The organism is Buchnera aphidicola (Chaetosiphella stipae setosa) (genome assembly GCF_964059095.1).
Lineage (GTDB): Bacteria > Pseudomonadota > Gammaproteobacteria > Enterobacterales > Enterobacteriaceae > Buchnera_J > Buchnera_J aphidicola_BP.
The window spans coordinates 132,435-156,754 of sequence record NZ_OZ060394.1; the positions used below are offsets into that span (position 1 = coordinate 132,435).

Annotated in this window: 20 protein-coding genes; 14 read left to right on the forward strand and 6 right to left on the reverse strand. The window is 21.5% G+C overall.

Features of this window, described 5'->3' with window-relative positions; genetic code table 11:
* The 8 genes from nuoH to AB4W52_RS00620 all read left to right on the forward strand — a co-directional run bounded on the left by nuoH (position 1) and on the right by AB4W52_RS00620 (position 8,397).
* Positions 1–969, forward strand: a complete 969-nt coding sequence (nuoH, locus tag AB4W52_RS00585; protein WP_367675418.1) for an NADH-quinone oxidoreductase subunit NuoH — start codon at positions 1–3, stop codon at positions 967–969.
* Positions 970–994: 25 nt separating this feature from the next.
* Entirely contained in the window at positions 995–1,537 is a 543-nt protein-coding gene (nuoI, locus tag AB4W52_RS00590; protein WP_367675419.1) for an NADH-quinone oxidoreductase subunit NuoI, read from the forward strand.
* Positions 1,538–1,550: 13 nt separating this feature from the next.
* Positions 1,551–2,045: an NADH-quinone oxidoreductase subunit J gene (locus AB4W52_RS00595; protein WP_367675420.1), complete on the forward strand. Its 495-nt coding sequence runs from the start codon at positions 1,551–1,553 to the stop codon at positions 2,043–2,045.
* Positions 2,046–2,071: 26 nt separating this feature from the next.
* Positions 2,072–2,374, forward strand: coding sequence for an NADH-quinone oxidoreductase subunit NuoK (gene nuoK, locus AB4W52_RS00600; protein WP_367675421.1), 303 nt, complete (start codon positions 2,072–2,074; stop codon positions 2,372–2,374).
* On the forward strand, positions 2,371–4,203 hold the full coding sequence (locus AB4W52_RS00605) for an NADH-quinone oxidoreductase subunit L (protein ID WP_367675422.1): 1,833 nt from the start codon (positions 2,371–2,373) through the stop codon (positions 4,201–4,203). Before nuoK ends, AB4W52_RS00605 begins: the two co-directional genes overlap by 4 nt.
* A 78-nt stretch (positions 4,204–4,281) precedes the next feature.
* Positions 4,282–5,802, forward strand: a complete 1,521-nt coding sequence (locus tag AB4W52_RS00610) for a NuoM family protein (protein ID WP_367675423.1) — start codon at positions 4,282–4,284, stop codon at positions 5,800–5,802.
* An 8-nt stretch (positions 5,803–5,810) separates the two neighbouring features.
* Positions 5,811–7,259 (forward strand): NADH-quinone oxidoreductase subunit N, encoded by a 1,449-nt coding sequence (locus tag AB4W52_RS00615; RefSeq protein ID WP_367675424.1) that lies wholly within the window; start codon positions 5,811–5,813, stop codon positions 7,257–7,259.
* A gap of 1,039 nt (positions 7,260–8,298) precedes the next feature.
* Positions 8,299–8,397 (forward strand): hypothetical protein, encoded by a 99-nt coding sequence (locus tag AB4W52_RS00620; protein WP_367675425.1) that lies wholly within the window; start codon positions 8,299–8,301, stop codon positions 8,395–8,397.
* 234 nt (positions 8,398–8,631) lie between these two features.
* Here the strand turns inward: AB4W52_RS00620 and AB4W52_RS00625 are convergent, their stop codons facing one another.
* Positions 8,632–9,579 (reverse strand): ribose-phosphate pyrophosphokinase, encoded by a 948-nt coding sequence (locus AB4W52_RS00625; protein WP_367675426.1) that lies wholly within the window; start codon positions 9,577–9,579, stop codon positions 8,632–8,634.
* Between the two features lie 320 nt (positions 9,580–9,899).
* Here AB4W52_RS00625 and prfA point away from each other — a divergent pair, with 320 nt between their 5' ends.
* The 5 genes from prfA (at position 9,900) to pta (ending at position 16,171) form a co-directional block, all read left to right on the forward strand.
* Positions 9,900–10,985, forward strand: coding sequence for a peptide chain release factor 1 (gene prfA / locus AB4W52_RS00630; protein ID WP_367675427.1), 1,086 nt, complete (start codon positions 9,900–9,902; stop codon positions 10,983–10,985).
* Positions 10,982–11,815 carry a peptide chain release factor N(5)-glutamine methyltransferase gene (gene prmC, locus AB4W52_RS00635; protein ID WP_367675428.1) on the forward strand — a complete coding sequence of 278 codons (834 nt, stop codon included), beginning with the start codon at positions 10,982–10,984 and terminating at the stop codon, positions 11,813–11,815. The genes prfA and prmC overlap by 4 nt, the downstream gene beginning before the upstream one ends.
* A gap of 71 nt (positions 11,816–11,886) precedes the next feature.
* Positions 11,887–12,696 (forward strand): tetratricopeptide repeat protein, encoded by an 810-nt coding sequence (locus tag AB4W52_RS00640; RefSeq protein ID WP_367675429.1) that lies wholly within the window; start codon positions 11,887–11,889, stop codon positions 12,694–12,696.
* Between the two features lie 100 nt (positions 12,697–12,796).
* Positions 12,797–14,005 carry an acetate kinase gene (locus AB4W52_RS00645; RefSeq protein ID WP_367675430.1) on the forward strand — a complete coding sequence of 403 codons (1,209 nt, stop codon included), beginning with the start codon at positions 12,797–12,799 and terminating at the stop codon, positions 14,003–14,005.
* A gap of 48 nt (positions 14,006–14,053) precedes the next feature.
* Positions 14,054–16,171: a phosphate acetyltransferase gene (pta, locus tag AB4W52_RS00650; RefSeq protein WP_367675431.1), complete on the forward strand. Its 2,118-nt coding sequence runs from the start codon at positions 14,054–14,056 to the stop codon at positions 16,169–16,171.
* Between the two features lie 18 nt (positions 16,172–16,189).
* Here the strand turns inward: pta and yfaE are convergent, their stop codons facing one another.
* The 4 genes from yfaE to gyrA form a co-directional block, all read right to left on the reverse strand.
* A complete protein-coding gene (yfaE, locus tag AB4W52_RS00655; RefSeq protein ID WP_367675432.1) occupies positions 16,190–16,456 on the reverse strand; it encodes a class I ribonucleotide reductase maintenance protein YfaE in 267 nt (88 codons plus the stop codon).
* Between the two features lie 2 nt (positions 16,457–16,458).
* Positions 16,459–17,586, reverse strand: a complete 1,128-nt coding sequence (gene nrdB / locus AB4W52_RS00660) for a class Ia ribonucleoside-diphosphate reductase subunit beta (RefSeq protein WP_367675433.1) — start codon at positions 17,584–17,586, stop codon at positions 16,459–16,461.
* Positions 17,587–17,610: 24 nt separating this feature from the next.
* The gene (gene nrdA, locus AB4W52_RS00665; protein ID WP_367675434.1) at positions 17,611–19,893 is read right to left on the reverse strand and encodes a class 1a ribonucleoside-diphosphate reductase subunit alpha; all 2,283 of its coding nucleotides are present in this window, start codon (positions 19,891–19,893) and stop codon (positions 17,611–17,613) included.
* Positions 19,894–19,965: 72 nt separating this feature from the next.
* Positions 19,966–22,461, reverse strand: a complete 2,496-nt coding sequence (gene gyrA / locus AB4W52_RS00670) for a DNA topoisomerase (ATP-hydrolyzing) subunit A (RefSeq protein WP_367675435.1) — start codon at positions 22,459–22,461, stop codon at positions 19,966–19,968.
* Between the two features lie 253 nt (positions 22,462–22,714).
* Between gyrA and AB4W52_RS00675 the strand changes: the two genes are divergently transcribed.
* Complete coding sequence (locus AB4W52_RS00675; RefSeq protein WP_367675436.1) at positions 22,715–23,491, forward strand: DUF2076 domain-containing protein; 777 nt, start codon at positions 22,715–22,717, stop codon at positions 23,489–23,491.
* A 132-nt stretch (positions 23,492–23,623) separates the two neighbouring features.
* On the opposite strand, the gene AB4W52_RS00680 is transcribed toward AB4W52_RS00675, so the two are convergent.
* Entirely contained in the window at positions 23,624–24,226 is a 603-nt protein-coding gene (locus AB4W52_RS00680) for a redoxin domain-containing protein (protein ID WP_367675437.1), read from the reverse strand.
* Positions 24,227–24,320: the final 94 nt, after the last annotated feature.

The window sequence follows — 24,320 nt, forward strand, 5'->3', positions numbered from 1 at the left end:
ATGAATTTTCTATTTTTAAAGAATGAAAAATTAATGTCTATTGTTTCTCAATCTTTTTTAATTTTTCTTTCAATAGTAATTTTTAGTGCTGTATTAAGTGTAATAGAAAGACGTTTATTAGCTTTATTTCAAAATCGTTACGGACCGAATCGCGTGGGATGGTTTGGATCTTTACAAATTATTTCTGATATGATTAAAATATTTTTTAAAGAAGATTGGACACCTGTTTTTAGTAAAAAATTTATTTTTAATTTAGCTCCAATTTTATCTTTTAGTATAATATTTTTAATAGCAATTATTATTCCTTTTTCTATAGATATATATATAATAAATTTAAATGTTGGAGTTTTATTTTTTTTAATGATAGCTAGTTTATCTGTATATCCTATACTTTTAGCTGGTTGGTCGAGTGGAAATAAATACTCTTTATTAGCTGCAATAAGAGCTTCTGCACAAACCTTAAGTTATGAAGTTTTTTTAGGGATATCGGTGATGGGAACTGTAGTTCGAGCAGGTTCTTTTAATTTATTAGATATTGTACATAGCCAACAAAATTTATGGAATATTTTTCCTCAATTTTTGGGATTTATTACTTTTTTTATTGCTGCTTTAGCTATATGTCATAGACATCCTTTTGATCAACCAGAATCTGAGCAAGAACTTGCAGATGGTTATCATATTGAATATTCTGGAATGAAGTTTGGAATGTTTTTTATAGGAGAGTATATTTCTATTATAGTTATGTCATTTTTAATAACGACTTTATTTTGTGGCGGATTTTATGGATTATTCTTTCAATCTAATCTATGGTTTTTTTTAAAATCTTTCTTTTTTATATTTTTGTTTATTTTAATTCGAGCAGCTTTACCTAGACCAAGATATGATCAAGTAATGATGTTTGGTTGGATTATATGTTTTCCTGTATCTTTAATTAATTTAATTTTAACTGCTTTTTTTTCTTTAATATAATAAAGTATTAATTTATGGAGGAGAGATGTTTATAAAAAAAATTTTTTATAGTATATATTCACAAATTCAAAGTATATTTTTAATTTTTATGAATGTTTTTTCTAAAAGAGAAACAAAATTGTATCCAGAGGAAAAAGTTAATCTATCTCCGCGATATCGAGGAAGAATTGTTTTAACAAAAAATAAAGATGGTCGAGAACGTTGTGTGGCTTGTAATTTATGTTCAGCTGTTTGTCCTTCAGGATGTATTTCATTGCAAAGAAAAATTTTACCGGATAAGAGTTGTCAAGCTAAATTTTTTCGAATAAATTTTTCAAGATGTATATTTTGTGGATTATGTGAAGAATCTTGTCCAACAGCTGCAATACAATTAATTCCAGATTTTGAGCTATCTGAATATAAACGATCAGATTTAATATATGAAAAAGAAGACTTGTTGATTTCTGGTCCAGGAAAATATTCAGATTATGATTTTTATAAACATGCAGGAGTGTCTATTTCTACATCATTGAAAAAAAAAATAAAAAAAAAAGATTTTGTTATTAACACAAAAAGTCTTTTACCATAGGAAAAAATTTCGTATGATTAATCTTTTTTATACTCTGAGTGTAATTTCTATTTTATCTACGGTTTTTGTTATTATACAGAAAAATCCAGTTTATTCTTTGTTATATTTAATAATTTCTTTTATATCAATTTCCAGTATATATTTTTTAATCGGAGAAGGTGTGATAGGATCTTTGGAAGCAATTATTTATGCCGGTGCGATTATGGTTTTATTTATATTTGTTATGATGATTTTAAATTTAAAGAATAATAATTTTTTTTATGAAAAAAAAAATATTTCTATTCGTTATTTAATTTTGTGTTTTGTTTTAGCAATGTCTTTATTTTTCATCATTACTTATTCTTTTTCTCATATTTTTAATCATCATATAAACTTCTATAATGAAAATATAAAAAATTTAGGGAAAATGTTATTTAATAAATATGTTTTATTAATAGAATTATCTTCAATGATTTTATTATCGGCTTTAGTTATTGTTTTTCATTTTTGTACTCATAATAAAAAATAAATTTTAAAAATATTTTGGAGTAAATTTTGATTGATATCACAGAAGGTTTAATATTATCAATATTTTTATTTTGCTTAGGATTTTTATGTTTTATCATGCGTAAAAATTTATTATATCTTTTAATAGGATTAGAAATTATGATCAATTCTATAGCTTTAGCTATAGTTTTTATTGGAAAATTTCTACATCAAATGGATGGTCAAATTATGTATATTTTTATTATTACTATTTCAGCAGCTGAAGCAAGTATAGGTTTAGCTTTTTTAATCAATCTATATAAAAATAAAAATACTTTAAATATTGATTCTTTATGCGAGACGAAAAAATGAATTTATTGTTATTAATTGTTTTACTTCCATTAATCAGTTTTTCATTTACTGTTTTTTCGAATAAAAAGTTTCCTAATTATATATATAATTTTTTAGGAGTTTTTCCTATTTTTTTATGTTTTCTTTTAACAAATTATTTTTATATTTACTATTTTCTTCCTAAGAGTCAATTTTTTGTATATGATTTTTGGACGTGGATTGTAGTGGATCATAACAAAATTAATTTTTCGATATATGTTGATAAATTGTCTTTAATTATGCTTGAAGTTATTACAGGCGTGGGATGTTTAGTACAAATTTTTTCTATTTGGTATATGAGTAATCAGAATGATCTGGCAAGATTTTTTTGTTATACTAATTTATTTTTTTCAAGTATGATTTTATTAGTTTTATCAAATAATTTATTATTAACTTATTTTTCATGGGAATTAGTAGGTTTTTGTTCATATGCTTTAATTGGATTTTATTATAAAAATTTATCGAATATTCGTGCTTCAATGAAAGCTTTTATTGTTACAAGAATAGGTGATTTATTTTTTTTATTAGCTATTTTTATATTGTTAATATATTGTAAAACTTTAAATTTTTGTACACTAAACTCTCTGTTTCATCATTCTAGTGATATTTATAATAATAATATTTTTCAATTAGTTGCTTTGTTTATTTTATTAGGATCGATTTCTAAATCAGCTCAAGTACCTTTACAAATATGGTTATTAGAAGCTATGGCAGGTCCTACTCCAGTTTCTGCTTTAATACATTCATCAACGATGATTACTGCTGGAGTATATTTAATTTTGAGAATGAAGTTTTTATTTATACTTTATCAAAATATTTTATTTTTGACATCTTTTTTAGGTGTTCTAACAATTTTAATTGCAAGTTTTTCAGCTATTTTTGAAAATGATGTCAAGAAAATATTAGCATATTCGACTATGAGTCAAATTGGATATATGTTTTTAGGATTAGGAATGAAGTTATGGGATGCTGTTATTGCGCATTTAGTAGTTCATTCTTTTTTTAAAGCTTTATTGTTTCTTTCATCCGGAGTTTTAATTTTTTCATGTAATAATGAGAAGAATATTTTTAAGATGGGGGGATTACGGAAATCTCTTCCTTTTTTATGTTTTTGTTTTTTCATAGGAATGCTTTCTTTACTATCTTTCCCTTTTTTAACATCTAGTTTTTATACTAAAGGTGAAATTATTTTTGGAGTATTAAATAACAATTTTTATAGTTTATTTGTTTTATCTATTCTTGGTTCTTTTTTAACAGCAATATATGCTTCAAGAATGTTTTTTTTAATTTTTTTTAATAGAACTTTAGTAAAAGCTCAATCTGTATTTAATATATATTCTTTTTTTCCTTTATTGATTTTATCTATTTTTTCATCTGTCATTGGAATAATTTCTTTTCGTCCTAATTTAGAAATATTAATTTCTGACTATTTTAATTTTCAAAAATTGTATTTTGAAATATTTTTATTTTTTCTTTCTATGTTTGGAATTACAGTTTCTTATTATGCATATGTTGTAAATTACAATGAAGCAAAAAAAGAAGATAAGGAAATGAGATCGTCTTTTTTCTTGCTTTTTCTTAATAAAAACTTCGGATTAGATTATTTTTATAAATTTTTTTTTATTAATATATTTATTCTTTTGAAAAGAATTTTTTTTACAGATTATATAAATAAGATTATAAAAGTATTTTATATTTTGTTAAATTTTTTCAAAAAAATATTATTTATTGTAAAAGAAGGATATTTAAGTTTATATATTTTATCTATTTTTACAGGAGTTTTGATTATTCTTCTTGTTTTGTTAATTTAATTTTTTATATATTTTAAAGTTTTTAACAATAATTTATTAAAATTTTTTTAAAAACTATTCTGAAATAGGATTTTTTTTATGATACTTCTTTTATTAATTATTTTGCCTTTATTAGGTGGATTTTTTTCCTGGAAATCAGAAACACTTGGAAAGAAAATACCTCGTTTTGTTGTATTATTTTTTTCAGTAATAAATTTATTTTTAATAATAAAACTTTTTTATGAAAATAATTATTTTCTAAAAGAGAACATGAATTCTATATGGAATGAAGAAATTTCTATATCTTGGATGAAAACTTTAGGAATTAGTTTGCATCTAGGAATTGATTCATTATCATGGTTAATGATATTTTTAACTGCTTTTTTATCTTTCATTTCGATTTTATTAACTTGGAATGAAAAAATTCGTGATATAGGATTATTTTATTTTTTTATGATGTGTATAGTTTCTAATATGATAGGTATGTTTTTATCTTTAGATTTATTTTTATTTTTTGTTTTTTGGGAGATTGTTTCAATACCAATATATTTTTTAATGATATATTGGGGAAGACAATATGAGAAAAATTATAATATCTGTTGTTCTATTGCTAATAGATATTTAATATATTCTCAGATATCTGGTTTTATTTTATTAATTTCTATTTTAGGTTTAGTAATAAACAATTATGATGTAAATCATGTATTAACTTTTGATTATAATTTATTAAGACATTCTCATATTAGTATAGAAACAGAAAATTTATTGATGTTTGGTTTTGTATTGTCTTTTTTTATTAAAATTCCTGTGATTCCTTTCCATAGTTGGTTTCCTAATTTTCAGAAAAATACTCCAATTTCTGGTTCTTTTGATTTAATTGGTATTGTAATAAAAATTTCTATATATAGTTTATTAAGATTTAGTTTATTTTTGTTTCCTCGTGCTTCATATAATTTTTCTCAATTTTTTTATTTTATAGGGTTGTTGTGTATATTTTATGGTATTTTTTTATCTTTCTCACAAAAAAGTATTAAAAAAATTATAGCTTATACTTCTATTTCTCATATGGGTTTTATTTTAATTTCTATATATTCTGGCAGTTTTTCTGCTTTTCAAGGAATTTTTATACAGTTTTTTTCTTATACTTTATCAACATCTGGATTAATTATTTTAACAAGAATATTATATAGAAATTTTAAAACAGATAATTTTGAAAAAATGGGTGGTTTATGGAATAGAATGTTTTATTTACCTGGTTTTTTCTTATTTTTTGTTATGGCTAATTTAGGTATTCCAGGAACTGGAAATTTTGTTGGTGAATATTTCATGTTATATGGTGTTTTTACACGACATCCGATAATAGTATTTTTTTCTATGCTTGGTTTAATTCTTTTGTCTATTTTATTTTTAGAAGTTTTTCATAAAATTTTTTATGGAATAAGTAATGATTTATATGATTTAAAATATCAAATATCTTATTTAGAATTTTTTATTTTATTATTTTTTATGTTCTTACTAATTTTTATGGGATTTTTACCTAATTTTTATTTAAAAATTTTTGAAATTTTTATTGTAAATATTATGAAAGTAATTTCTCCGTTTACTATAATATATAGGTAGAATATACGATGAACTTAATTCTTGAAAATATTTTTTTTATTGCTCCTGTATTAATTTTAGGAATTTCAATTATATTGAATTTATTGATTATTATTATTCAAAGAAATTTTGTTTTGTCTTTTTTAGTGACTATATTTGGATTAATATGTTCATTATTTTTTTTTAGTTATTTTATGCGAAATACTATAATTGATGCAATTTATTTTTTATATTTTGATAATACAAGTTTTTATTATGTAATTTTATTTTTCTGTAGTAGTGTATTTACTTGTTTTTTTTCTTATTTATGGTTACGAGAAAAAAATGTCAATAAAGAAGAATTTAATTTATTATTATTAATATCTAATATCGGAGGATATTTATTATTTTTATCTGATGATATTTTTACTTTTTTTATTGGAATAGAATTATTATCTTTGCCTTTATTAGGTATGATGGGTTATTTTTCTTTTAGAAAATATTCTAATTTAGTATCTACTTTTAAATATTTTATAATATCGAGCATTTCTTCTATTTTTTTATTATTAGGTTTATCTTTTATATATTTATTTTTTGGAAGCGTGAATTTATTTATATTAAAATCATCAGATTTTATAAATATTCCTGATAATACACATTTAATATTTTTATTTGGAATAGCTTTTTTATTTATTTCTTTTTTTGTAAAATTAGCAGTTTTTCCTTTTCATTGTTGGATTGCTGATATTTATTCAGAAGTTCCTTTAATTGTTTTAACATATTATGCAAATGCAGTAAAAATTGTTCTTTTCTTTGTTTTTTTAAAAATTTATATGACATTTTCGTCTTTTCATATTGCATTTTTTTCTTCTCTGTTAGAATGTGTTATTTTTTGTTCTATTATTTTTGGAAGTCTGTTATCTTTGTTTCAAAAAAATTTTAAAAAATTTTTAGGATATTCTTCTATTGTCCATTCAGGATATTTAATGATTCCATTATTATTTTTTTATGATGAAAATTTTTCTCAAATAATAGAAATTTATTTATTAGGATATATTTTAAATAGTACAGTTTTATTTAGTTCCATATATTTAATTTCTTGTTTTTTAGATAAAAATAAAAATTATTCGTTAAAAAATTATGAAGGAATTTTTTGGAAAAGTCCTATTTTAACTTTTTCTATAATAATCTCTTCTTTTTCTATGATTGGAATACCTTTAACAATCGGATTTTTAAGTAAATTTTTTTTATTAAAAATTTTAATTATAAGAAAGAATATTAATTTAATTTTTAGTCTTTTTTTTGGAAGTATTATAAGTTTGTATTATTACTTTAATTTTATAAAACTATTTTTTTATAAAAATAAATTTAAAAATTTTGAAAATTCTTATGTTCAGACAAAATTATTTATATTTTGTAAAATTTTTGTTTTTTTACTATCATTAATGATAATTTTTTTTGGTTGTAATTTAGATATTTTAAATGTTAAAGTTTTGTAATTTTTTAAAATCTTTAAATATAGTTTTTTGAAGAAACTTTATGTAATAAAAATTAAAATATTTAATTTTAATTAATAAAAAATATCTTTATAAAGATGTTTTATATTTTTTTTAAAAATTTTTTTATATAAGAATATTTATATAGAATATTTTTTGAAAATTTTTATATTCTATAATTTTTTTTTTAAAAGTATAATATGAATAAAATTTTTTAATTTTTTTTTTAATTTTATTAAAATAACTTTTTTTTTTAAAAAAAGTTATTTTATTAAAAGCAATATAATAATTTTGGAAAAAACATGAATATATATGATTTAATTATTATTTTTTGTATTTTTATTTCAACTGTTGTAGGATTTTTCAGGGGTTTTGTAAGGGAAATATTATCTTTTTGTGTTTTATCTTCTGTTGTTTTTTTTTTATTCAAAAATAATAAATTATTTTTCTTGTATTGCTAATTTTTTTTTAAAAATTTTAATTATTTTTTTTACAATAAATATTTTAGTTTTATCTTTAGAATCTATTGCTTTTTATTTCTTATATGATTCTCTTATTGAGATGAAAATTTTTGGATTAGATAATTTTATATTAGGGGGTATTTTTGGATTTTTTAGAGGAATCATTTTTGTTTTTTATTGTATATTCTTTTTAAATAACATACCGTATATACATTATTATTTTCCTTATAAAAGATCTTTTTTTGTATCATTTTGTTTAAAATGTATACATTTTATGAAAAACATTAAATTATTATAATATAATCAAACAAATTATTTTTTTTAAAAAGTTTTTAAGAGTTTTTTAAAAATTTCTAGTTAGGAAATAATAAATTATGATTGGAAAATTAGTATATTCATGTAGATGGTTTTATTTCTTGTATATTTTGGTTTGTCTTTAAGTTTTATTTTATTAACAGTAAAGTTCCTTCAACAGGTTTTTTTTGTTCTAGAAATATTTATCATAACAGAATTCTAGTTTAGTTTTAGTGGTTTTATCTTTGATTGATATTGTTTGAGTTAGCAGTTTATTAGTGATAGTGATGTTTTCGAGTTATGAAAATTTTATATGTAAAATGAAAATAAAAGATAATAAAAAAAGTATTAGGATAGATTGGATAAATGGATATTATTTCAATTAAAAATGAGGTATCTTCTTCTATTATTGCTATTTTTTCTGTGTATTTTTGAAGATTATTTATGAAAGAAGATAAATTTTCAGGTGTAAAATATTATTGTGTATTTTTTATTCATTTAACGTTTTTTATATTCGTTTGTGGAATGGAATATCTTAATAAAATGAGGAAAAAATAAAAAAATTTATTTATTTTATTTTTTTCTCGTATTTTTATATAAAATTTTTTATAAAAATTTTTTTAATGTTTAAACATTGCTGAAATCGATTCTTCATTTCTTATTCTTCTAATTGCTTCTGCTAACATTTTTGATAAAGTTAATTTTCTAACATTAGATAATTTTTTTATATTTTTCGATAATGGAATTGTATCACAAACTATAATTTCATCTAAACAAGAATTTTGAATATTAGAATAAATATTTCCAGAGAATACTGGATGAGTTGCATAAGCAAAGACTCTTTTTGCTCCTCTTTTTTTTAATGCAAGTGATGCATTACATAATGTACCTCCTGTATCAATCATATCATCGACTAATATACAGTCTCTATTTTTTACATCTCCTATTATATTCATAATTTTTGAAATATTGGAACTAGGTCGTCTTTTATCGATAATTGCCATTTCTGTATCATTTAATAGTTTAGCGATTGCTCGAGCTCGTATTACTCCTCCAATATCTGGAGATACCACTATTGGTTTGTTCAATTTATTTTTTATCATATCTTCTAAAAGTATTAGACTTCCAAAAACATTATCTACTGGTACGTCAAAAAATCCTTGAATTTGTTCAGCATGTAAATCAACGGTTAAAATACGGTCTACTCCTACGTTAGATAAAAAATCTGCAATTACTTTTGCTGTAATAGGAACTCTTGCTGATCTTACGCGTCTATCTTGTCTAGCATATCCAAAATAAGGTATTACTGCTGTAATTATTCCAGCTGATGCTCTTCTTAAAGCATCGATCATAACAATTAATTCCATTAAATTATCATTAGATGGAGCACAAATAGATTGAATAACAAATATATCTCCTCCTCTAACATTTTCATCAATTTTTACACTAATTTCTCCATCACTAAATCGATTGACTGTTGCTTTTCCTAAATTAGAATTTAATAATTTTGCAATAGAATGAGCTAATTTAGGTATTGAATTTCCAGCAAATAATTTCATATCAGACATATAAATCCTATATAATTTATTAAATTAAAATAATATATAAAAATTTCTTGAAATTTTATAAAAAAGTTTTTACTTTACATATTTTAAAAAAAATGAATAAATAAAGTTTTTGAAAATTTTTTTATATTTAAAAATTTTATTTAATAATTTTATTAAAAATTTATATTATTTACAATAATTTCCTTTATATATTATTAATTTATATTTAAAATAGTATCAATTTATTATATCTATATTATAGATATTTAATATAGATATTATTTTTTTATATTTTTAAAATTTTTTATTAAATATATTTAAGAAAAAGGTTTTTATGAAATATGAAATTTTCTATATTAAAAAAATTAGAAGTTTTGGAAAATAGATTATATGAAGTGGAAAAAATTTTATCTGAAAAAAATACTATTCATAATAAAAAATATTTTTTAAATTTATCAAAAGAACATTTAAAAATTTCAAATACAGTTTTGTTATTTAAAAAATGGAAAGAAAATGAATTAAATATTCGAAAAACAAAAAATATTTTACACGATAAAGAAATTTATTCATTGGCTATAGAAGATTTAAAAATTTTGAAGAAAAAAAAGTTAAATTTAGAAAAAAAAATATTTTTATCATTATTATCAAAAGATTCAAAAGATTTATTAAATTGTTTCATAGAAATTCGCGCTGCAACTGGAGGAAATGAATCATCAATTTTTTCTGGAGATTTATATAAAATGTATGTAAGATATGCAGAATTAAAAAAGTGGAAAATAGATCTGATACATTCTCATTATGGAGAGCATGGTGGATTTAAAGAAATTGTTTTCAAAATAATTGGTCAAGGAGCTTTTGGAAGATTGAAATTTGAATCTGGAGGACATAGAGTACAAAGAGTTCCTAAAACTGAAACTCAGGGAAGAATACATACTTCTACATGTGTTGTAGCTGTTATTCCAGAATTACCAAAAGAAAAAGGTTTAAAAATAAATATGAAAGATTTAAGAATTGATACCTTTAAATCATCTGGCGCAGGTGGTCAACATGTAAATACCACTGATTCAGCAATTAGAATTATGCATATTCCAACAGGAATAGTAGTTGAATGTCAAAACGAACGTTCTCAGCATAAAAATAAATCTAAAGCATTGTCTATTTTACAAGCTAGGATTGAAGCTGCAATAAATTTAAAAAAACATCAAGAATCTTCTTTTTTAAAAAAAAAATTGTTAGGAAGTGGAGAGCGTTCTGATAGAAATAGAACATATAATTTTTCTCAAAATAGAGTAACAGATCATCGAATTAATTTAACGTTATATAAATTAGATGAGATTTTATCAGGAAATTTAGATTTTCTAATTGATCCAATTATTCAAGATAACCAAGCTTATTTATTGTCTAAATTATCTGAGATAGATAAATGAATATCAAAGAATGGAAAAATTATGCGTTAAAAAAATTAAATAAAATTTTTAATTTTAAATTAGATATTGATATTTTATTGAGTTATGTTTTAAAAAAAAAACGTAGTTGGATTTTATGTTTTGAAGAGTATGTGTTAAATGATGAAGAAATTTATTTTTTAAATAAGTTAATTAAACGAAGATCTTGTAATGAGCCTATTGCATATTTAATACATAACAAAGAATTTTGGTCATTGAATTTTTTTGTTTCTAAAAGAGTATTAATTCCTAGACCGGATAGTGAAATATTAGTTGAAATTGCTTTAAAAAAAATAAATAATTCTTCGTGGAATGTTTTAGATTTAGGAACTGGATGTGGCAATCTTGCAATTTCTATTGCGTATTCTAATAAAAATTGTTGTGTAACAGGAATAGATTATACAAATAAAATTGTTGATTTAGCATTATATAATGCTAGGAAATTAAATATTAAAAATGTGAATTTTTTTTGTAGTAATTGGTTTTCTTGTGTAGATAATAAGAAATATAACTTAATTGTTAGTAATCCACCATATATTAGTAAAAAAGAATTTTTTTTGTATAAAAGAAATTTACTTTTTGAGCCAATTACATCGTTATATTCAAAAAAAAATGGTTTTTCTGATATAATTCATATTATTAAAAATTCTAAAAAGTATTTAAAAAATAAAGGTTGGTTATTAATAGAACATGGATGGAAACAGAAAAAACAAGTAAAATATTTATTTAAAAAATATTTTTATTTTAATATAAAAACATATAAAGATCTAAATAGAAAAAATCGAGTTACTGTAGGGCAAGTAATATTTTAATATATTTATGTTTAAAAAGATATTTTTATACATGATTATCAATTATTTTAATATATTCATTTGGTAAAAACATGAAAGATTTTTTAGGTGTGAATTTTTCTAAATTAACTATTTTAGAATCTGTATCCTTTTGTTTAAAAAAAATTATTTCAGATTTTCCTGAAAAATTATTTTTTTTTCAAATAAAAAAAAAAATTAAAGAAGCTAAAGAGCATTTATCTTTTGAAAAAAATTCTCACAATCAGTTAAAAAATTTATTAAATTTATTTTATTTTATTTGGAGATTTAAAGAAATTAATGGAAAGTATAATTTATCAGATGTGTTGTTATTAGATAAAGTTTTACAAACTTATAGGGGAACAGCTTTATCTTTAGGAATAATTTTATTACATTTTGCTAACAAATTAAATATTTCTTTAGACCCAGTAATTTTTCCTACACAGATTATTTTAAAATCTAATTTATCTAATAAAAAAACTTTATTAATTAATCCTTTTAATGGAGAGATTTTAAATAATCGTGTTTTAGACCTTTGGTTAAAAGGAAATATTAGTTCTACAATTGATCTTAATGAAAGTTATTTAAAAGTTGCTAAATCTAAAGACGTATTAAAGAAATTTTTTAATGTTCTTAAATCTTCTTTAATGGAAGAAAAAAAAATAGAATTAGCATTAAATGTAAGTAATGTTTTATTGAAAATTTTTCCAAAAGATCCATATGAAGTGCGAGATAGAGGATTAATTTATTCTCAATTAGGATGTTATGAAGTTGCAATAGAAGATTTGTCTTATTTTATTTATAAATGTCCTGATGATCCTATTATTGATATTTTAAAATTAAAGATTCAATCTATTAAAAATAATATTTGTACTTTGCATTAAAAAATTTTTAAAGGTAATATTTAAATATTAAAATTTTAATATATATGAAAATTAAAAAAACAACTTTAATTGTTTTTATTTTTATTTAGGAGTAAAAATTATGCTAGAAAAATTAATTTTAGTTTTAAATTGCGGTAGTTCTTCTGTAAAATTTGCAATCTTAAATCCATTAACTAAAAAAAAATATGTTTTTGGAAATGTTGAGTGTTTATTTTTAAAAGATACAAGAGTTAATATAACTATAAATTCTAAAATTTATCAAAAAAAATTACCAAATTATACTGATCATTTTCATGCTTTAAGTTTTGTTTTTCGTTTTTTGAAAAAAAATTGTTTTAAATATTATGAAAAAATTTATGGAATTGGTCATAGAATAGTTCATGGAGGAGATCAAATTAATTGTTCTATAAAAATTAATAAAAATGTATTAGAAATTATTCGAAATTCATCAATTTTTGCACCGTTACATAATCCAGCAAATTTAATTGGGATTGATATTTCATATAAATTTTTTCCGTATTTAAAAAATAAAAATGTTGCTGTTTTTGATACTTCTTTTCATACTTCTCTTCCGAAACGTTCTTATTTATATGCAATTCCGTATGAATTTTATAAAAAATATAAAATTCGACGTTATGGAGCACATGGAATTAGTTATAGTTATATAATGTTAAAAATAGAAAAAATTTTAAAAAAATCCAGAAAAGAATTAAATATTATTTGTTGTCATTTAGGAAACGGATCTTCTATCACTGCTATTAAAAATGGTAATTCAATTGATACTTCTATGGGTTTAACTCCATTAGAGGGTTTAGTGATGGGAACTAGAAGTGGAGATTTAGATCCAGCAATAATATTTTTTATGTATAATAAATTAGGTTTAAAAATAAAAAAAATAGAAAATATTTTAACAAAAAAATCAGGTTTATTAGGAATAAATAATAAAAATAGTGATTGTCGTTATTTAGAAAAAAATTATTATAATAGTCAAAAAGCTAAATTATCTATAGATATTTTTTGTCATCGATTAGCTAAATATATTAGTGGGTATAGTAGTTTGATGAATGGGAAATTAGATGCAATTGTTTTTACAGGAGGTATTGGAGAAAATTCTTTCTTTATAAGAAAAAAAGTAATTTCAAAATTAAGTTTATTAGGATTTCATATAGATGAACATTTAAATTATACTGTTAAAGAAAATAAAAATTATTTTATTAATAAAAAAAATTCTCGTTTTATATTAGTTATTCCAACCAAGGAAGAATTATTTATCGCTTTAGAAACTCAAAAATTAATAGATAATAAATAAATTTTAAAAAATTTTTTAATAAATTATTTTAATTGTGAAGGTAATTTTATGACACGTAATATTATATTTATTCCAATAGGTAGAAATAAAGAAATTACTTCTGCAATTTTATCTTATGCGAGCATTTTAAAAAAGAAGAATATTTCTTTCGGTTTTTTTAGTCCTTTTAGAAAAAAAAATATAAAAGATACATCTTATTATTTAAAAAAATTTTATAAGACTTGTCAAGTCATGAAAGCTTCTTATATGAATGATTATACTTCGTTATTAAATCAAGAACAATATGTTAAATTTTTAGAAAATATTTTACATTTTGATTTAAAAAAAAATAAAGAAGAAATTTTTTTAATAGAAGGATTTTCATGTAATGAAGATATTTCTATAAATTTTTTTAATCAATTAAATTTAGATATTTCAAATATTTTAAATGCAGAAATTATTTTTGTTTGTACTTTACAAGGAAATTTTATTAAAGATTTTTTATATAAAAATTATTTAATGAATAATTTTTTTTTAAAGAATGATTCTTCTAGAAATTTAGGAATTATTATTAATGTTGTAGATAATTTTTTTTTAGAAAAATATCAAGATTTTCAAAAATATTTTTTACAAGAGAAAAAAAAAATATTTCAGAAATCTTTTTCAAAAAATGTTTTTCTACAGTATAAAGAAAATTCTATTTTAGGAGTAGTATCTTTAGGTAAAAAAAATCTTTATATTAGTCAAAAAATTTTATTAAAAGAATTATATGTTAAAAAAAAGTATTTACAGAATACAAAAGATTTATTAATAAATTTAATTTTATTATATAAAAATGGTGATCCGGATATAGAGAAATTTTTAAATAGAAACACTTTATTGATTATTTATTCTTCTGATTTTTCTTCTTTAAAAAGTTTTTCATATTTTTTTCAGAAAAATAATATTGTTTTTTCTATATTGGTTATTCAAAATGATCAATCTGATATTTTAAAAAGTGAGTTATATTTAAATTTTAAGAGTTTTGGAATTTCTATTTTTTTTACACACATTAATAGTTTTGAAATTTTTTGTTCCTTAAATAAAATAAATTTTTTTCGTGAAAAAATTTTTAGAGAAAAGCGTAAGAAAGTGATGTTTTCTGTTCTTTCTGATGTTATTTTTTCAACATTAAGAAATAAGGGAATGAACAAAAATATTTCTTCTTATAATTTTTTATATCAATTAAAAAATAATTCAAAGAAATTGAAACGAACAATTATTTTACCTGAAGGAGAAAATAAGAAAATTATTCAAGCTGCATATTTATGCTACAAATTAAATATTTGTAATTGTGTTTTATTTGGAAATCCTTCTCTTATTTATATGAGAGCTAAAGAATTAAATTTAATTTTACCTCAGGAAATAAAAGTTTATAATCCTCAGTTATTAATAAATGATTATATTAGTTTTTTTAGTAAAATTTATAAAAATTTTGATTTAAATGAATGTAAAAAAATTTTGAAAAAAAATAATATCATAATATCTATGATACTTTTGAAAAATTTTTCTAAATATCATGGATTAGTTGCAGGAATTGAAAATACTACTGCTGATATTATTCGTCCTGCATTAAAAATAATTAGGATGAAAAAAAATACAAAATTAATTTCATCCATATTTTTTATGTTGTTTGATAAAAAAGTTTTTGTATACGGAGATTGCGCGATTAATCCTAATCCTAGCGCTTTAGATTTATCTGAAATTGCTATACAATCTGCTGATTCTGCAAAATTATTTGGAATTATTCCAAAAATTGCTATGTTATCATATTCTACAAATAATTCTGGAACAGGGAAAATGGTAGATAAAGTTAAAATTGCTACTGATTTAGTACGAAATCAAAGACCTGATTTAATTATAGAAGGACCAATACAATATGATTCTGCTACAGATTCTAGTGTTGCAAGAATTAAGTGCCCTGATTCAAAAATCTTTGGAGAAGCAAATGTTTTTATTTTTCCAGATTTAAATAGTGGAAATATTACTTATAAAGCAGTACAAAGATCTTGTTCTATAATTTCTGTAGGTCCAATTATACAAGGTTTAAGTAAGCCAGTAAATGATCTTTCAAGAGGTGCAACTATTCAAGATATTGTATATACTATTGCAGTGACATCTATTCAAGCATTTAAAAAAAATTTTTAAATATTACTTTATAAATTCTTATGTATACAATTTTATTGTAATATCATTTGAAATTTTACAACAACATGTCAGAATTTCGTTCTTTTGTAAAGAAGCTAAAGGATTTTTTTTATAAAATACTCTTCCTTTAAGGAGAATAATTCTACATGTTCCACAGTATCCTTCTTGACATTGATAACAAATATAAATATTATTTTTTATTAAAATTTTTAATAAAGATAATTTTTTTTTTTTACATTGTATTTGTATGTTTTTATTATGTATTGTAATAATTTTTTTGTTCATATTTATAATTTAAAATTTTTAAAGTATTTGTTTGGTATATCGGAATTAATTTGTCCTACTAAATAAGAAGTTGTTTCAACTTCTTGTGGAGCGACTTGAACATTATCTGAGATTAACCAGGAATTAATCCAAGGAATAGGATTAGAACGAGTTTTAAAAAAAGGTTGAAAGCCAATAGATTTCATTCTAATATTTGTGATATATTCAATATATTGACAAATAATTTCTTGATTTAAACCAAGCATTGATCCATCTTTGAAAAGGTATTTTGCCCAGTTTTTTTCTTGTTCTGCTACGATCAAAAATATTTTATACGCTTTTTTTTTGTTTTTTATGATTGTTTTATACATTGATTCGTTTTTTCTATGATAAAGAATATTTAATATATGTTGTGTTCCTGTTAGATGTAATGATTCATCTCTTGCAATTAATTTAATAATTTTTGCATTTCCTTCCATTATTTTTCTTTCAGCAAACGCAAAAGAACAAGCAAAACTTACATAAAATCGAATAGCTTCTAATGCGTTTACGCTAATTAAACATAGATATAGTTTTTCTTTTAATTTTTTTAATGTAATTTTTTTTTTTTTATTATTAATAATATGATTACCTTCTCCAAATAAATTCCAATAGTATGTTAAATTAATTAATTCATCATAATATTTGGCAATATCTTTCGCTCTACGTGAGATATTTTTGTTATCAATAATATCATTAAATATTAAAGATGGAGAATGAGTAATGTTTCTTATAATATGAGTATATGATCTCGAATGAATAGTTTCTGAAAAAGACCATGTTTGAATCCAGGTTTCGAGTTCAGGTATAGAAACAATTGGTAAAAATGCAATATTTGGACTTCTTCCTTGAATTGAATCTAAGAGTGTTTGATATTTTAAATTACTTAAAAAAATATGTTTTTCATTTTTTGATAAATTTTGAAAATCTATTCTATCTTTTGAAAGATCAATTTCTTCTGGTCTCCAAAAAAAGGATAATTGTTTTTCTGTGATTTTTTCAAAAATAATATATTTTTGTTGATCATATCTAGAAATGTTAACTGATTGACCAAAAAACATTGGTTCTTTTAATTGATTATTTTTTTTTTTTGAGAAAGTAGTAAATTTCATTTTATAACCTTAAATTTCATAATTTTAAATAAAACATATTTCGTTGCAGTTTTGTTTATGATTTTTATCAGAAAATTTATTTTGTAATATTTTTGTTTCATCTTTGGTGTTTTGATAATATAAAGTTTTTAATCCATATTTATAAGCAATTAATAAATCTTGTATAAGTATTTTAATTGGTATTTTTTCGTTTTTAAATTTTTTTGGATCATAATTTGTGTTTGCGGAAATAGATTGATCAATAAATTTTTGCATAATTCCACATAAATGTAGATATCCTGTATTATTTGGAATATTCCAAAGAAGTTCATAATTTGATTTTAATTTTTCATATTCTGGAACTACTTGTTTGAGTATTCCATCTTTTGATGCTTTAACAGTAATATATCCTCTTGGTGGTTCAATTCCATTTGTTGCATTAGAAATTTGAGAAGAAGTTTCTGATGGCATTAATGCAGATAAAGCAGAATTTCTTAATCCGTATTTTTTTATTTTGTTTCTTAATTTTTCCCAATTTAAATGTAGTTTTTCGTCACATATAGTATCAATATCTTTTTTATATGTATCTATTGGTAGAATTCCTTGAAAATAGTTTGTATCTTGAAAAGATTTACATGGTCCTTTTTCTTTAGATAAATTACATGATGCTATTAAAAGATAATATTGTATTGCTTCAAATGTTTTGTGAGTGATTTTATTTGCACTTCCATCAGAATAACGTACTTTATTTTTAGCTAGATAATATGCAAAATTGATAACACCTATACCTAATGATCTTCGATTTTGAGCACTTTTTTTTGCTGCGTAAATTGGATATTTTTGATAATCTAATATTTCATCAAGTGCACGTACAATTAGATCTGCGATTTTTTTTATTTCTTGTATTTTTTTTATTTTTCCAAGGTTAATTGCAGACAATGTACAAAGTGCAATTTCTCCTTTTTTATCATGAAGATCATTGAGTGGTTTTGTTGGTAATGTAATTTCTAGGCATAAATTTGATTGTTTAATTGGAGCTTTTTTAGGATTAAATGCACTATGAGTATTACAATGATCTACATTTTGTATATATATTCTTCCAGTCGATGTTCTTTCTTTTAGAATCAATGAAAATAAATCTAATGCGTTAATTTTTTTTTGACGAATTTTTTTATTTTTTTCATATTTTAAATATAATTTTTTAAATTTTATTTGATCTGAAAAAAAATATTTATATAAATGAGGAACATCAGATGGACTAAATAATGTAATTTGTTTTCCTAGAATCATTCTTTTATACATCAATTTATTTATTTGTACTGCATAATCCATATGTCTAATTCTATTTTCTTCAATTCCTCTATTATTTTTTAAAACAATTAAATTTTCTACTTCTAAATGCCATATTGGATAAAATAAGGTTGCGGATCCTCCTCTAACACCTCCTTGAGAACATGATTTTACAGCTGTTTGAAAGTGTTTATAAAAAGGTATACAACCTGTATGAAATGCTTCTCCATTTCTTATAGGGCTTCCTAAAGCTCTTATCTTTCCTCCGTTAATTCCAATTCCAGCACGTTTTGAAACGTATTTTATTATTGAATTTGATGTAGCATTAATTGAATCTAAACTATCATCACATTCAATTAGAACGCATGAACTAAATTGACGATTGGGAGTTCTAACTCCAGCCATAATAGGAGTCGGTAATGAAATTTCAAAATTTGAAATAGAATCATAAAATTTTTTTATATATTTTAGTCTATTTTTTTTAGGATAATTTGAGAATATACACATTGAAATTAGAATATATAGAAATTGTCCTGTTTCATAAATTTTTCCTGTCACTCTATTTTTTATTAAGTATTTTCCTTCCATTTGTTTAATAGCTGCATATGAAAAATTCATATCTCTTTTATGTTTAATAAAAGTATTTATTGTATGAATTTCAGTTTTAGAATATTTTTCAAGTATTTTTTTATCATATTTTTTTTTTTTTACCATTCTTTTTATAAACTGATATAATTTAGGAGGATGAAATTGACCATATGCTTGTTTTCGTAAATGAAAAACTACCAATCTTGCTGATAAATATTGATAATCTGAATTTTCTTTTGAAATTAAATCAGCTGCAGATTTAATTATTGTTTCATGGATATTAATTGTTTTAATTCCATTATAGAATTGTATTCTAGATTTAAGTTCAATTTGTGAAATAGAAATTTTTTTTAATCCTTTAGATGCCCAATTTAATACTTTATGAATTTTTTCTAAATTAATCAGTTCTTTTTTTCCATTTCTTTTTATAACATATAAATTTTGTTTCACTTTTATTACCTGTTAAAAATTTTTTTATTACATATTATTAGTATTTTAAATTTTATTTTTTAAATCAATTGTTTATATAAGTTTTTCTTGTATTTTTTGTAAACCAACTACTTTTTCTTTTTTGAACATTCTGATTAAAATAACTCCTTGCGTATTACGTTTTAAAATATTTATTTCTGATACTCTTGTTCTTACAAGTTTGCCAGCATTTGTAATAATTATTATTTGGTTATTTTCTTGTACTTGAATTGCTTTGACAACGGATTTGTTTTTTTTAGTAATTTTTATAGATATTACTCCTTTTGTTAATCTAGATTTAATTGGAAATTCTTTAATGTTTGTTCTTTTACCATATCCTTTTTTTGTAATAACTAGAATTTCTCCTTTTTTTTTAGGAATTATTAAAGAAACTACTTTATCTTTTTTGTCTATTTTGATTCCTTTTACTCCAGTAGCATTTCTTCCCATTGATCTTACATATTTTTCTGAAAATTGTACCACTTTTCCTTTAGAAGTAAATAACATAATATTATCACTTCCACTAGTTAATGAAACTCCTATTAATTCATCATTTTTTTTTAAATTTAATGCAATAATCCCTTTATTTCTAGGATTTTGGAATTTTTTTAAAGCTGTTTTTTTAACAATTCCTAATGATGTAGCCATAAATATATTTTTTTTTTTTTTATATTTTTTTAGTGGTAAAATAGCAGTTATTCTTTCTTTTTTATTTAATGGTAATAAATTAACTATAGGTTTTCCTCTAGAATGACGATTTGATTCTGGAAGTTGATACACTTTCATCCAATATATTATTCCTTTACTAGAAAAACATAGTATTGTATCATGCGTATTTGCTATAACAAGGTTTTCAATATAATCTTTTGCTTTCATTTTAGCGGCATATTTTCCTTTTCCTCCTCTTTTTTGTGCTTCATATTCATTAATTGGTTGATATTTTACGTATCCTGCATGTGATAATGTGACTACGACATTTTTAGAAGTAATCATATCTTGTATTTTGATATTTGATGTTTTTTTTTTTATCTCAGTTCTTCTAGGATCTCCAAAATTTTTTTTAATGTTTTTTAGTTCTTCTTTAATAACTTTTAGCATATTTTTTTCATGATTTAATATTTTTTTTAAATAAGAAATTTTTTTTTTGATATTTTTATATTGTGAGAAAATTTTTTCGCATTCTAAATGAGTTAATTTGTTTAATCTTGTATTTAGTATTTTATTAACTTGGATAATATTAAAAACATATGTTTTAATATTTGTATATTTTTTTTTTATTAACTTTTTTGTAAAAGAATTAATTTTCCATTTTTTTGATAATAGAAGTTTTTTTGCTATTTCAGTATTTTTGGATTTTTTTATATATTTAATAATCAAATCTACGTTATTTAATGCAATTGCTAAACCTTCTAATAAGAAAATTTTTTTTTTATATTTTTTATAATTAAACAAACATCTACGCGTTACAATTTCTTTTCTATGCATAATGAAAGATTTTAATATATCTTTTAAATTCATTAATTTTGGCTGACCTTGATCTAGAGCTACCATATTAATTCCAAAAGATGTTTGTAATCCTGTTAAAGAGTATAATTTATTTAAAATAATTTCAGAAATAGATTCTTTTTTAATTTCAATAACAATTCTCATTCCATCTTTATCGCTTTCATCTCTTAAAGCAGAGATTCCTTCAATTTTTTTTTCTTTTACAAGAAGAGCAATTTTTTCAATTAAACGAGATTTATTTGTTTGATAAGGTAGTTGATATATTATTATTGATTGTTTTTTTGTCTTTATATTTTTTTCAATTTTTATTCTAGCTCGAATGTATATTTTACCTTTTCCTGTTTTATATGCTTTTTTTATTCCTTCTTTTCCGTTAATTATTCCATATGTTGGAAAATCAGGCCCAGGAAGATATTTCATTAGTTTTTTTAAACTAATTTCTGGATTTTTTATATATTGTAAACAGGCATTAATTGTTTCACATAGGTTATGTGGTGGTATGTTTGTAGCCATTCCTACAGCTATTCCAGATGACCCGTTAATTAATAGATTAGGAATTTCTGCAGGTAGGATTTCTGGAATTTTTTCTGATCCATCATAATTTTTTGTAAATTTTACAGTTTTTTTATCTAAATCATTTAAAAGAGTATGTGTTATTTTTGACATTCTAATTTCAGTATATCTCATGGCTGCAGGAGAATCTCCATCAATAGATCCAAAATTTCCTTGACCATCAATGAGAATATATCTCAAAGAAAAAAATTGCGCCATTCTCACAATAGAATCATATACAGCTGTATCTCCATGTGGATGATATTTTCCAATGACATCACCGACTATACGTGCAGATTTTTTATATGGTTTGTTCCAGGTGTTTTTTAAGATATACATAGCAAAAAGTATTCTTCTATGTACTGGTTTTAATCCATCTCTTACATCAGGTAATGCTCTACCAATAATTACAGACATTGCATAATCTAAATAAGAATTTTTTAATTCTTTTTCAATTTCTACATTTATTATTTCTTTAGCAAATTTTGTCATTAAATTTTTTCTCTTTATTTTTATTTTTATAGTTCTTATTTTAATTTTTAATTATAACATAATGCTATAATTCCTTGAATCTTAGCGAAATATAATTTTTTATTAAGTATTTTATATGAATATATGTAAAATAGAGTTTTACTATTATTTTAATTTATTTTAAAATATTTATTATATTTAATAAAAAATTAATTTTACTAAATAAGAAAATATTTTTTAATAGTATTTTATACGTTAATTATTAAAGGATAATATGGATAAGAAAGAAAAAAAATTAGTTGAAGAATTGTTTTTTCGTCTTAAAAAAGCTGAAGAAAAATCTTCTGTTAGAGATAAAGATGCAGAAAAATTTATTAATGATTGCTATGAAAAGCAAAAAAATTCTGTATATTACATGATTCAAACAATTTTAGTTCAAGAAGTTGCTATAAAAAAATTAAATCAAATTATTGATGAATTACAAAAAAAAATACACAAAAATTCTCATTCCACTTCTAAAAAAACTTTTTTATCTGGATTACTTGATAAATATCTTTCATCTGAAAAAAATGGAGAAAAATTTTTTAAAAATAATAATCAAGGAAATGCATCTTATCATATGCATAGAAATCATCCTGATACGTCCGTTCCAATAAATAATAATTCTATTTCTTCTGAAAATAGTTTTCTTGGAAATGCTTTGCAAACAGCAGCAGGAGTAGCAGGAGGGATGGTTGCTGGAAATATGTTAATGAATTTATTTAGCCATCATCGACCAGATGAAGAAATTTTACATATTGCACATGAAAATTATTTTCCATCTGAAGAATCTCAAGAAATTAATAATAATATATATGTAGACAATATAGAGAGCTCTGAACCTTTTGAAAATCATTTAAATAATTTTCAAGAGAATCAAGTAGAGAATGATGATTCTTTTTTAAATGATCATAGTTTAAATAATGAGAAGAATTTTTTTGAAAATGATGATCATCAAGAAAGAAACAATGAAAATTTTTTAGATGATGATTTAGAGGATGATAATTTTTAGAAAAAAATAATAAATTTGAATTTATATTTTTTTAAAAAAAAATATTTTTAAGAAAAAGATTTATTTATTTTTTTATATTTCGATTAATCAAATGATGGAAATTATTTTATATATTTGATTAATCGAATGAAATTATATTTTTTTCATTTTTTTTGCAAGATATCTTGAAACGCCTTCAGGAGTAGGTTGCATTCCTTCTTTTTTTATATTCCAGTTTGCTGGACATACTTCTCCATTTTTTTTGTAAAAAATTAAAGAATCAATCATTCTTAACATTTCTTTAATATTTCTTCCATAAGGAAGATCATTAACAATTTGATGTCGAATAATTCTATTTTCATCAATTAAAAAAGATGCTCTTAATGCCATTCCTAATATAGGGTGTTCTATTCCATAAGATTTTTGTATATTTCTTTTAATATCAGATGCCATAACGAATTTTATTGGTCCAATTCCTCCTTTTTTATATTTTGTTTTTTGCCAAGCTAAATGAGTAAAAACTGAATCAAATGATATTCCTATTAATTTTACGTTTCTATTTTTAAATTCTTTATAATATTTATTGAAAGATAAAATTTCTGATGGACAAACAAAAGTAAAATCCATTGGCCAGAAAAATAAAACAGCTTTTTTTTTAGATATATATTTTTTAAAATGAAAATTATCAATAATTTTTCCGTTTTTTAAGACTGCAGATGTTATAAAATCAGGAGCTAACTGAGTAACTAATGTCATGAAATCCTTCCTTAAGAGGTTATTTTTATATAATGGATATTATATAATAAATTAATTTATTTTTTTGAAAATAAAGTATTTTATATTTTTAATT